Origin of the sequence: Paenibacillus sp. MAHUQ-63, from assembly GCF_028765165.1 — a bacterium.
Classification (GTDB): Bacteria; Bacillota; Bacilli; order Paenibacillales; family NBRC-103111; genus Paenibacillus_E.
Genome location: NZ_JARADB010000002.1, coordinates 1,315,084 through 1,326,694, shown reverse-complemented (window position 1 = coordinate 1,326,694; position 11,611 = coordinate 1,315,084). Strand labels below are relative to the sequence as shown.

The window sequence follows — 11,611 nt, the reverse complement described above, 5'->3', positions numbered from 1 at the left end:
CTCCGCACAACATTATTTCATTCCAGCTTTTTGATCCAGCCAGAATTTATCCCATTCCTTCAGGAGATCATCCGCATTCTTCTTATCCAATAAGTAGGATTGCTGCCCTTTCATGCTCAATTCTCCCCAGCTTCCATTGCCGGGATATTTGAATGGCGGCGTGAAATTAACGAACGTATCCGCCTTCGCGGTCATGTCCAGCAGCGTCTTGTACGGGCCCGTTTGGAAGAACGTATCGGCCGTTGCGGACGTATGAATCGGGATCGTGCCGATTTGTTTGGAGAACTCGGTATTTTCCTTCGGACTGGAGAGGAACGAGATCAGCTTCCAAGCTTCATTTTTGTTCTTGGAATTCGCCGTGATTCCCCAACCGGCAGCGCCGGTGCTGACCAGCGACTTGCCGTTAGGCCCGAGCGGCATCGGTGCCGTCTCTAATGTTTTCGGATCCATTTTGTCCTGCAGCACCTTGATGACGTCGGGATCCTGCAGCAAAATGCCGGTTACACCGGACGTGAAAGCTTGAACTTGATCCTGGAAGCCCCAGTTGATGGAGTCCGGAGGCGAAGCTTCCTTATACAGCTTCTTATACAGCTCTAATGCTTGTTTGGCTTCCGCCGTGCTGTATACTGACTTCCCGTCCTTCGTAAACGGCGCGTCATCGAGATTCATCACTTTATCGTTATAATCGTAGATCATGTGATCGAAATTGCCGTTCGCTCCGGAGCCGCCCCGGAACGAGAAGCCGTACCGGTTCATCTTCGGATCGGTCAGTTTCACCGCAGAATCCACGAGTTCTTGCCACGTCTTCGGAGCGGTCAGACCTTTGGCGTCAAACCAGTCCTTCCGGTAGAACATCTGGCGTTGATACAGCGCATTGGCGATAAAATATAGCTTCCCATTGTTGGAGCCGACGATTTTGGATGTACCGGAGAGCGTTTTGCTGTCCGCCCAACTGGTAGCGAATGTATCCAGCGGCTCCAAGTATCCATTATTGACATACTCCGCGATGTTCAGGTCCCTTACTTCCAGAATATCAAGCTCCTGCTTGGCGGCGAGCATCGTTCTGATCTTATTGTCCGCCTGATCGAAGGGAGGCGAGATGAGCTCCACCTTAATATTCGGATTTTCCTTCTGGAACCTGCCGATGGCATCTTGAAGCAGCTTCGTGCGCTCCGGACTTGTCAAGCTTTCTATCATCTGCAGCGTCACCTGCTTGGCCGGCTCCGCGCTCTTGCTCGGTTCACCGGATGCCGCCGGACTTCCCCCGGCAGGCGTTGAACTCGCGGAGCTGGTGTTGTCGCTTCCGCTGCACCCCGCTAACGTCCCCAATAACATGACTCCGGCTAGCACCGTTGTCCACCCTTTGACCTCGATTGCCCCCATATGTACGCCCTCCTCCATATTGTCATATTCAACTATATTGTCTTAATTCATCAGATATGTCTTATAACTTAAAGCCAATCTGCGGCCCTGCAGCTGCTTAACCGCACCAAAAAACCGTCAGGCTAATCTGACGGCTGAAGTTCTGAGTATCCAGTTTTAGCGGCTTACGGCTTTTCGTTCTCGTTGTATTCGAAATTTCATATAAATCTAGCGATTAATGATGAAAATGGATGATTGTATTTGAAATTTCGAATATACATCAGCTTTTATCCTGCATTACCAGTTATTCTATTCGAAAAATCATACACATGTAGTCTCAACACCCGCACGCAAAAACCCCTCCCAAAGATTGAAGGGGTCATCTATATCTAGAAGGATTGCACCACTTTACTCCGGATATGTCTCTCTTAGAAACCGAATGGATTGTCGGATTAACTCACGCAATACTTGCACATCAATATCAGCTATCAACACGGATCACAATTTTACCCAGCGGCAAGCCTTCGCCAAAAAATTGGAGTGCCTCCCTCACTTCGCCGAGCGGGTAATGCCGATCGATCACCGGTACGACTTGACCGGATTCAAATAGCTTTTTCATATATTCCTGGTCTCTACGATCGGGTTTGTGGGCTAGTATTCCCATTTTCTTGCTTCCGCACATGGAGATCAAGGGTCCAAGGAGCATCACTTGGACTATGCGGCTCATCGAACCACCGATCATGACATACGTTCCCGATGGGCTTAACGCCCGCTTGTAGTCCCAAATTGACCGGTAACCCGCAACATCCAAAATAAGATCGTAACACAGGCCATTGCGTGTAAAATCCTCCGTCATATAGTCGATGACATGATCGGCGCCGAGCGAGCGCAGAATATCCAGCTTCCTCGCCTTATCCACACCGGTCACTTCAGCCCCGAATGACTTGGCAATCTGCACCGCGAACGTGCCTACACCGCCGCCTGCGCCGTTAATCAATACTTTCATCCCGGATTGAAGCAACCCTTTCTTGCGCAACCCCTGCAGCGCCAGTACCGCCGCTTGCGGTACGGCCGCAATCTCCTCGTACGACATATGGGCCGGCTTCAACGTCAAACTGTTTTCACGTGCGCAGACGTACTCCGCGAATCCGCCCCAACCGCAGCCGGAAATATCGCCGAATACGTCGTCACCCGGCTTTAACTGCGTGACGTCCTTACCCACCGCTACCACGCGGCCCGCAACGTCGGCGCCTAGAATTGGGTATCTCGGCTTCCGAAGCCCTCCTAGCCGTACGAGGAACGGTTTCCCTCTCAAGAGATCCCAATCCCACGAATTGATAGAGGAGGCATGCACTCTTATCAGTACTTCATCGTTCTTGGGTGTTGGCCGCTCAACGTCTTGAAGCTTCAGCTCCGCAGTCGTTCCGTATCTGCTGTAGACGATCGCTTTCAATCCACGTTACCTCCTTCGCCAGTTCGGATTGAACCGGAACAGTTTGGCTGGCCGATGTCCTGCATCCTTCGTCAATTGATTCGTCTCCACGACCATGTCGGCGATCTTTCGCCGGAAAGCCGCCGACAGCAGTTCTTTGCCAAGCATAACCTCATACACCTGCTGCAGCTCGGATAGCGTGAATAATTCCGGCATCAAGTGAAACGCGATATCCGTATACTCGATCTTGTTCCTGAGCCGCTCAATGGCATATTGGATCATCTCGGCATGATCGAAGGCGATTCCGTCCGAAGCGGTCACGATCCTCTCTTCCTTCACCGATCTGCCGGTATATTGCTCGATGAGCCGGATTGAGGCTCCGAGCGATGCTTCCTCGTTCGCCAGCGTAAGCTGAACCACTTTCTCGAAAACCACGCTGTTCTCCGCCATCGTCTTCTTCTCTTCGAGTACGCGGTACGTTACGTTGAACCATTTGGCATCCGCCGCGTCGTCTCCAGCTCTCACCTCGAGAGAAGTTGAATCGGCCAAAGCCATATAAGAACAGCTGATCACCCGCGTGCGGGGATCCCGGTTCACATCTCCCCAAGTGTAGAGCTGTTCCAGATACACCTCGTCGATATTCGTTTCGGATTTCAGCTCCCGCATGGCGGCCTCTTCAAGACTCTCCTGACCGGTTACGAAGCCTCCCGGCAGTGCCCATTGACCCATATACGGATGGACCCCTCTTTTGACTAATAGCAGTTTCAACGATTTTTCAGGCAGCCTGCGATAATTTTCCTTCTCTTCATCGACAACGGTGAAAATTAACATATCCACGGTTACCGACGGCCGTTCGTATATGCTCGCATCGTACTTTTGCAGAAACTCCGCTTCCGTAAAACCTTCTTTGTCTCGAATCTGCTCTTCATTCATTGAAAATCACCTGTTTTGATTATATTTGATTGTTACGAACAATATGTTATTAAGATCTTGTTATTATCATTAAACCGTTCAAACACGGGTTTGTCAAGATGCGCATGATGAGCTTACTTACCGGCTCGACTCCGCTCACCGTCTTCGGATGAGCCTCTTCCCCGTCTAAAGTCCGGCTTCCATAACCGTCACAGGTCCGTTCTCGCGAACGTCCGGTAGAGCTACAATAAAGACATGAAATCCGATATTCATTCCAATCCAATACTTCGTCAACATAGAGAGGAGCAACATCACATGAACAAATTATTTCGTTCAAGAACAGACAGCAAATTAACAGGACTTTGCGGAGGCGTCGCGGAGTGGCTCGGATTAAACGCAACCCTGATCCGCTTGCTGGTAATTATCGCCGCGTTTTGCAGCTTCGGTACGGTAGTACTCGTTTATATCATCGGCTGTCTGCTGGTCCCTAAAGCGCCGCATGACCATTTTGATGTCATACCGCCGTATCACAACTAATTGGGTTTCAACAGTAAGCCGCCAGTGAGATACTGGCGGCTTTTGTTATGTACGAAAGTAACCTGAAAAGACCGCTAAGGTCATATCATGTAAAGATTCATTTATTTTGCACGGAAGCGGCAGGAGGTGTACGTATGCCTGTTTGGCATGAACTCGACCAAGAAATCCGGCGCTTAACCGGTATGCTGGAGAGGTTACAGGAGCAAGACGGTACATGGCGGTTTTGCTTCGAAAACAGCTTGTTAACCGATGCCTATCTGATCATCGTCCTTCGGACGCTGGAGCTGCCGCAAGAGGCGCTGATTCAGCAGCTGCATGACCGGATTGCTGCCGAGCAGAGGGAGAACGGCGCTTGGAGCGTCTACCGGGATGAAGCCGAAGGCAATCTCGATGCTACCGTCAATGCTTACTTCGCCATGCTGTATTCGGGCTACAGTCATAGATCCGACGAAGCCATGATCAAGGCGGAGCGTTTTATTAAGAGCAACGGCGGGCTCAACAATGTGCGAACGGTATTGACGAAGGTGTTCCTGGCTGCCGCGGGGCAGTATGCATGGCCCTCTACGCTCATGATACCGCTGGAATTTTTACTGCTCCCTCCTTCCTCGCCGATCAGCTTCTACGATTTCTCCGGTTTTGCCCGCGTTCACTTTGCGCCCATTCTGATCATGGCCGACCGTCAATTCGTCCGAACTACTGCCGCGACGCCGGACTTGGCGCATTTGTACACGAACCCGAAGTCCTCGAAGCCGCAAGAGCTGCGCCCCGCCACCCGCGATCGGCAATTAACCCGCGGATTCCAAGAGCTGCTCGCCGGCTTGCAGACCGGCATCAAGCAGCTGGCGGGCTTACCGGAGCAGCTGCATAAACGGGCCGTTCAAGCAGCCGAATCCTATATGCTCGAGCGGATTGAAGCGGACGGGACGCTGTACAGCTACGCAACGAGCACGCTACTTATGATATTGGCGTTATCATCGCTAGGCTATGATAGACATCATCCCGTCATCGATGCTGCCGTGCGGGGATTATTCACCATGCTGTGGGAGTTCGACGGGAAAATGCACTTGCAGAACTCCCCATCCACGATCTGGGATACCGCCTTGCTGGCCGCCGCACTGCAGCAAGCGGATCCGGATCATCCTGCCGTGAGCAAAGCCATCCATTACTTGCTGGGGATGCAGCATGATAAATTCGGCGATTGGAGCCTTCATGTCATGAATCCGGTGCCGGGAGGTTGGGGCTTCTCCGAGTCCAATACGATCAACCCTGATGTCGACGACACGACAGCTGCACTGCGTTCGATTCGTGCAGCGGCGCTGAAAGACCCGGTCTATCTGGATGCATGGAACCGCGGACTGAATTGGGTGCTGGCGATGCAGAACAAGGACGGCGGCTGGCCGGCTTTCGAGCGCGGGGTCACCAATCGGCTGCTGACCTTATTCCCGATTGACGGAGCTTCGGCAGCAGCCATTGATCCTTCCACGGCGGATCTAACGGGAAGAACGTTGGAGTTCCTGGGAGCTACGGCAGGACTGGATATGCGGACAGCCAGCGTCCGCAGAGGCGCGGAGTGGCTGTTCGCGAATCAGGAAGAGAACGGATCCTGGTACGGCCGCTGGGGAATATGCTACATCTACGGCACGTGGGCGGCATTGACCGGCCTTATGGCCGTTCGGGCGGATCCGCACCATCCTGCCTTAAGGAAAGCAGCCGATTGGCTGCTGCATATTCAGAATGAAGACGGCGGCTGGGGCGAATCCTGCATGAGCGACAGCGTCAAGATGTATCTTCCGCTTGGTTCGAGTACGCCGTCACAGACCGCTTGGGCGCTCGATGCGCTCATTGCCGTCAGCCCCGAACCGCTGCCGGCTATTGATAAAGGCATCCGAAGTCTCCTCAGGCAGATGCATGCCAATGACTGGACGACCCGCTATCCGACAGGTGCGGGGCTGCCCGGGAGCTTCTATTCCAACTATCATAGCTACCGGTATATTTGGCCGTTCTTCGCCTTGAACCACTATGTAAGGAAATATGGGACTGTAAAATGAACAATACATACCAGACAGTCGTCAAACAAAAGGCACCATGCTAAACGAAGGAGCATAGACATGAAGACATTTCTGAAAAAGCTGCTGCATTGGACGTCATTTCTCGAACAATTGGAGACCTGTTTGGAGGCCAAGGCGTTGAAATGGAAGAAGCGAATCAATCCTGTGACGAATCGCATCGGGTTCGGCATCTATTTCTACAAACATATCACCGTCAATCTTAATCGCTTGAATAAGGAGATCATCGAAATTGCCCGCGACCGCGTCCATCTCGCGAATCATAGCGCCCCGATGTTTCCAAGCTTCGTGTCCGTCGTTGACGGCATCCATACAACAATGTTTGCCAAACTGCCCAATCATGTCGTTACGCACATTATTTCGCTGGTGAAACGGCTCCCCGGCTTCAAAGAGCTGCAAGATTTGGCACGCACTTACGGTTACAGCTGTGAGCTGCGCTACAATCAGGGCAAGGTGTTCTTCGGCTCGCTGCAAATCCATTTTATCCAAATCGACAAGTTCGCTTCGAGATGTCCGGCATAACGAAAGAAGAGGCTGCCCAACTAGGGTGGCCTCTTCTCTCGTTTATTCCTGCGCCGGCTTCGTATCTTGCTTCCGCCGCTTCATTACATTATTCACTAAATTTTGCGTAGCGTCTGGGGTGGATTGATATACATTTTCAATAGCATTTTGCACATAATTAGTTGCAGATTGCACTCCGTTTTGAAACATGCTCGTTTTATTCGCGACAACGTTGTTCTTGTTATTTGACTCAGCGGACATTGCTCCCTACACCTCGCATTCTCCAATATGCGGATTAATCTCCCTATATCGGACGGATTTTATTCAAATCCTTTAGCGGTTCTGAAAGGTCCGCTTCATAAATGCGAGGCTGAGCGGCAGCTCGGTATCGGGGTCACGGACCGTGCATTCCGCCGAGATCATCCCGGTATATCCCAAGTCCGCAAGCGCTTTGGCGAACTGATCGTACGGATAAGCACCTGATCCCGGCGTGAAACGTCCGGTATCCGCGATGTGAATATGCTGCAGCCAGGCCTGATTCTCCACCAGTGTCAGAAGCGGTTCGGCCTCTTCATCCATATGATAGAAATCAGCCAGTACCCGAATGGCAGGATGATTGCATTGCCGGGCGAATGACACTGCCTCCGTTACGCTATTAATGAAATTGGACTCCTTCATGTTGAGAGGCTCGATTGCCAGCGTAACCCCGTTGCCGGTGAACTCTTGGCCGATGAGCTCGAGCAGTTGAAGGAATTGCTCTTCGGCACGGCTGCGTTCCCACTGTTCGGGGATGGACCGTGATTTGCCGCTTCCGAGTACAAGGGTCTTGGCTCCAATCCGGTGCAGTGCGCTAGCAGCTTTGTTAACGTAGCGCCGGATCCGCTCTTGATCTGCTTCTGGTCCTACGACTTTCAAATCGCCTGGGAAGAAAATATTAAAAGCGCTTACAGGAAGCGGACTGTCCAAATACATCGGCAGCTTGGCGGCAAATTCCTGCTCGTTCTCAAGACTCAAAGGAGCCAGCGCACATTCAATATAATCAAAGCCCAATTCATGAAGTTTTCCTGCGTCCCCAATGCTGCTGCACCATCCAAATGAGTACATGCCTGCTCAACCCTCTCTCCCCTGGTTTCAACTGCTCCAAACGCTTACACTACTAAGACGCTCGGAGGTGGGAAAAGTTGCTAGGTCTGTACAAGCTACTTTTGTACAAGTTCAAAATCGTCAAACACCGCCCAGTTATTGGCGTTCGCATCGCTCCATATGCCAACCTCGATCTGGCCGTTCGTCACTTGAATATTGTCGATCGAATATTTCGTATAGTTCGTGACGGGACTGCTCCCGATCACGGCGTCAAGTTCAGCGGCCCCGTAGTTTTTGGCGAACAGCTGGAGCGCATTGTGCCCGCCGCCGGAGCGTACCCATACGCTGACGGTGTACAGTCCGTTTGGCACTGTTTTTACTTGTGAAGTGATTTGCTTATAGCCGCTCGAAGCCCAATGTGTCAATTTATAGCCGCCCGTCAACGGACTGTCCGTATCCACCTTCTGGGCAAGCGCGGTGTTATGCCATTCCGTCCATCCGGTGACGTCTCCCGTCTCAAAGCCGGGATTCGTCAGTAAATTCGCCGAGCCGCCCCCTTCCCGCGCATCTCTCTTCGCTTTCTGGTCGGCGTATAAGGATTGCGGCGCCAAATCCGCCCCTGTGCCGATCCCTTCTACGAAATCTTGCGGCACCGACGGGTCCGTCCCGGCAACGGTATAGGTGACGCCGCTGGCCGCGCCGCGCGTTCCGATCACATACCCCTGACCGTACTGCTTGGACTTGACGATAGACGTTTGCCCCGAAGCGTAAGCGGCGCCGTTGGTGTTCCAGATGACGGACTGCGTGGTCGTCCATCCGTGCTCGACCGTACCATACGGTCTATAGACGGCTTCGATAAAATCACCGTTCATCGTCATGTTGTCGAATAAGTTAGCCATGCTCAAATGCATGTGGAAATCCGATGCTAAGCGCGGCGTATTCGAAGTGCTGTTGCGGATCACATTGCCGCTCGTCCACATACTTTTGAAATCGAAATTGTGCCTTCCATTTGTCGCTACTGCATTTTGAACCATATTATCCGAACCTTGGATGGCGTACATATAGCCATTGCCGCCTTCACCTTTATACTGCGGCTTCTGGAAATGCGTATTTTGAATCGTCACCGTGCGCGATTGGTTTATTGTAATTCCATAAGATAGCAGATGATAATCGCCGCTATTCCCGCTAGGTTTGTAGCTGTTAACTTGATCCACCCAGCTGTTCTTGGCGTTGACGATGTTGATCGCTTTGGAGTCATGAACCTCGTAAGCCCCTGTGCCCGACACATTATAGTCGAGATCGCCCCAACCCGTTCCCGTATGCTGCTTCATGCCGATGGCCAAATCTTCAATCCCGGCTTCCGCGATGGCTTCCCCGACTTTGTAGACTCTGGCGTTGTCCCGCGTTTTCAAGTCGTATCGGATCGGTATATCAACCGTCAGTGTGTTCGTTGCCGCATTGATGCCGGTGATTTTCCGGTAGAACGTCGGCCCCTTCAAGGAGGCATCCCATTTGCCGGTCATTCCGTGCTCGTCGATGAAAGCTGCCGTTGCATCGGAGCGAACGATGACGAATTCATTCAGCGCGTACCCGCTCACGCTGTTCACAGGAATCGCCGTTGACATCGCATGCACATCGCTCCGCAGCGCGGTTGGCGTATTCACCGGCGTAAACCAGTCCCCGGATGCGAGCGGGGCCATCCGGATAACGGATTTATTCCGCATACTCGTTGAATCGTTATATATAAACGTAGAAGCTTTGCCAGCACCCCTCAGCACAACGTTGTTTCTATTGATCCAGAGGGCGCTATTATCCGTTCCCTGGGGCTTGACCTTGTAGGTACCGGCCGGCAAATACACGATGCCGCCCCCGGCTATGCCGGCCGCATTGATCGCATTCTGAATGGCCGTCGTCGAATCGGCGGCACCGCTCGGGTCCGCACCATATTGCGTGACGGCATTGTACGTATTCCCCGGAGGGTCCGCCGGAATGCTCTTCTCGCCCCGCCAATAGCCTGCGTAGGAGAAATCCTGCAGGAACCTGCCTTGAGCGTCCTTGTACCCCGGTGTCCAATCGGCCGGATAAAGCGAGCTTCTCCATGGCGTACCTGCCTGTGCCGGATCTGCGGGCATAACCAGCGATGCGAAGATAGCCAGCATTCCGCATAAGGCCATCAAGCTCCAACTTCTAGTCTTCATTTTCATCAACAATTAACCTCCAACCGCAAATTTTAGTTCAACCTTCTGCGCTCTCTCCGATGCCCGAGCAGATTGAACCACCACCCTCCACTATGTATGTTAGCGCTTACACATTTCACTATAACCATTAATTCCATTTATTTTTATGGATAATTTATCGAATTGGATTGTTAATTTATGAAATATGCACTGGATTCCATGTATGAAACAGGGCGATAAGTGGAAAATAGGGGTAGAGTTTTGACGATAGGAGCGGCATCTGCCATGAGTAAAACGACTTGGTTGCAAGAACCTGCAAAACGCAAATTGCTAGTAAGCGCCGGCATTAGCTGGTTATTCGATGCGATGGACGTAGGCATCATTTCCTTCATTGTCGCTGCATTGGCGGTGGAGTGGAAGCTGGGCGCCCAGCAGATCGGATTTCTCGCCGCCATTAACTCGGTAGGCATGGCGGTTGGCGCAGCGGTTGCGGGGGCTAGCGCTGACCGCTACGGACGCCGAACCGTCTTGGTGGTAACCCTGCTGATTTTCTCAATTTCCAGCGGACTATCCGCACTTGCCGCTAGCTTTGCCATGCTGTGCATCCTGCGGTTCATTACAGGATTCGGTCTTGGCGGCGAGCTTCCTGTCGCATCCACACTCGTCTCAGAGTCGTTCTCGGATAAGGACAGAGGCCGCGCCGTCGTGCTCCTCGAAAGCTTCTGGGCGTGCGGATGGATCATCGCGGCGGTCGTCAGTTATTTCGTCATCCCTGTGTACGGCTGGAGGGCCGCTTTCCTGATCGGCGCACTGCCCGCCTTGTATGCGCTATACCTGCGACGGGCGATTCAAGACTCTCCCCGCTTCCAACAAATGCAAAGCCGCAAATTAACGTTCCGCGAGCGAATCGCGTCGGTCTGGTCGGCGAATTATCGTCAATCAACCGCAACGCTTTGGATTCTATGGTTCGTCGTCGTCTTCTCCTATTACGGCATGTTTCTCTGGCTGCCGACCGTGATGACGATGAAAGGCTTCAGTCTGGTCAAAAGTTTCGAATATGTCTTGATCATGACCTTAGCGCAGCTGCCCGGCTATTTCACCGCCGCTTATTTCATCGAGAAATTCGGCCGTAAGTTCGTTCTCGTCTCCTATTTGCTGCTGACGGCTGTCAGCGCCTACTGGTTCAGCGCGGCCGCTACGGAAGGCATGCTGATTGCCGCCGGCATCAGCTTATCCTTCTTCAATCTTGGCGCATGGGGCGCCATGTATGCGTACACGCCCGAGCTGTACCCGACCGGCGTACGGTCAACCGGCGCCGGATTTGCCGCATCCTTCGGACGCATCGGCGGCATCATCGGCCCGTACCTGGTCGGCTTGCTGGTGGCCCGGAAATATGACATCTCGTCGATCTTTCTCATTTTTTTCGTAGCCATCGTCATCGGTGCGCTTGTGCTGTTGTTCTTCGGCCAAGAAACGAAAGGCCTCGATCCCGATCGGCGAACATGACAAAAAACAGCAAGCCTCCTGGCATAACCAGGTTG

Annotated in this window: 9 protein-coding genes; 4 read left to right on the top strand and 5 right to left on the bottom strand. The window is 52.5% G+C overall.

From position 1 onward, the window contains the following. Window positions 1-12: 12 nt before the first annotated feature. From PUT07_RS14280 to PUT07_RS14270, 3 genes are all read right to left on the bottom strand, one after another. Window positions 13-1,383, bottom strand: a complete 1,371-nt coding sequence (locus tag PUT07_RS14280) for an ABC transporter substrate-binding protein (RefSeq protein ID WP_274468790.1) — start codon at window positions 1,381-1,383, stop codon at window positions 13-15. A 460-nt stretch (window positions 1,384-1,843) separates the two neighbouring features. Beyond that, window positions 1,844-2,815: an NAD(P)-dependent alcohol dehydrogenase gene (locus tag PUT07_RS14275; protein ID WP_274468789.1), complete on the bottom strand. Its 972-nt coding sequence runs from the start codon at window positions 2,813-2,815 to the stop codon at window positions 1,844-1,846. Between the two features lie 6 nt (window positions 2,816-2,821). After that, window positions 2,822-3,727, bottom strand: a complete 906-nt coding sequence (locus tag PUT07_RS14270) for an NUDIX hydrolase (protein WP_274468788.1) — start codon at window positions 3,725-3,727, stop codon at window positions 2,822-2,824. A gap of 294 nt (window positions 3,728-4,021) precedes the next feature. Between PUT07_RS14270 and PUT07_RS14265 the strand changes: the two genes are divergently transcribed. From PUT07_RS14265 to PUT07_RS14255, 3 genes are read left to right on the top strand one after another with little or no spacing between them, the layout of a single operon-like run. Then, on the top strand, window positions 4,022-4,243 hold the full coding sequence (locus tag PUT07_RS14265; RefSeq protein ID WP_274468786.1) for a PspC domain-containing protein: 222 nt from the start codon (window positions 4,022-4,024) through the stop codon (window positions 4,241-4,243). A 47-nt stretch (window positions 4,244-4,290) separates the two neighbouring features. Next, window positions 4,291-6,291 (top strand): squalene--hopene cyclase, encoded by a 2,001-nt coding sequence (shc, locus tag PUT07_RS14260; RefSeq protein ID WP_274468785.1) that lies wholly within the window; start codon window positions 4,291-4,293, stop codon window positions 6,289-6,291. Window positions 6,292-6,351: 60 nt separating this feature from the next. Beyond that, the gene (locus PUT07_RS14255) at window positions 6,352-6,831 is read left to right on the top strand and encodes a hypothetical protein (RefSeq protein ID WP_274468784.1); all 480 of its coding nucleotides are present in this window, start codon (window positions 6,352-6,354) and stop codon (window positions 6,829-6,831) included. A gap of 312 nt (window positions 6,832-7,143) precedes the next feature. Here the strand turns inward: PUT07_RS14255 and PUT07_RS14250 are convergent, their stop codons facing one another. Both PUT07_RS14250 and PUT07_RS14245 read right to left on the bottom strand, forming a co-directional pair. Continuing rightward, window positions 7,144-7,914 (bottom strand): sugar phosphate isomerase/epimerase family protein, encoded by a 771-nt coding sequence (locus PUT07_RS14250; protein ID WP_274468782.1) that lies wholly within the window; start codon window positions 7,912-7,914, stop codon window positions 7,144-7,146. 95 nt (window positions 7,915-8,009) lie between these two features. Next, window positions 8,010-10,097, bottom strand: a complete 2,088-nt coding sequence (locus PUT07_RS14245; RefSeq protein ID WP_274468781.1) for a glycosyl hydrolase family 28-related protein — start codon at window positions 10,095-10,097, stop codon at window positions 8,010-8,012. A gap of 258 nt (window positions 10,098-10,355) precedes the next feature. Here PUT07_RS14245 and PUT07_RS14240 point away from each other — a divergent pair, with 258 nt between their 5' ends. Continuing rightward, entirely contained in the window at window positions 10,356-11,576 is a 1,221-nt protein-coding gene (locus tag PUT07_RS14240) for an MFS transporter (RefSeq protein WP_274468780.1), read from the top strand. Window positions 11,577-11,611 lie beyond the last annotated feature (35 nt).

What these genes read in the sequence shown, in the direction of transcription:
- PUT07_RS14280 (WP_274468790.1), bottom strand. Translation starts at nt 1,383, where the DNA reads ATGGGGGCAATCGAGGTCAAAGGGTGGACAACGGTGCTAGCCGGAGTC.
- PUT07_RS14270 (WP_274468788.1), bottom strand. Translation starts at nt 3,727, where the DNA reads ATGAATGAAGAGCAGATTCGAGACAAAGAAGGTTTTACGGAAGCGGAG.
- PUT07_RS14265 (WP_274468786.1), top strand. Translation starts at nt 4,022, where the DNA reads ATGAACAAATTATTTCGTTCAAGAACAGACAGCAAATTAACAGGACTT.
- shc (WP_274468785.1), top strand. Translation starts at nt 4,291, where the DNA reads ATGTACGAAAGTAACCTGAAAAGACCGCTAAGGTCATATCATGTAAAG.
- PUT07_RS14255 (WP_274468784.1), top strand. Translation starts at nt 6,352, where the DNA reads ATGAAGACATTTCTGAAAAAGCTGCTGCATTGGACGTCATTTCTCGAA.
- PUT07_RS14250 (WP_274468782.1), bottom strand. Translation starts at nt 7,914, where the DNA reads ATGTACTCATTTGGATGGTGCAGCAGCATTGGGGACGCAGGAAAACTT.
- PUT07_RS14245 (WP_274468781.1), bottom strand. Translation starts at nt 10,097, where the DNA reads ATGAAAATGAAGACTAGAAGTTGGAGCTTGATGGCCTTATGCGGAATG.
- PUT07_RS14240 (WP_274468780.1), top strand. Translation starts at nt 10,356, where the DNA reads ATGAGTAAAACGACTTGGTTGCAAGAACCTGCAAAACGCAAATTGCTA.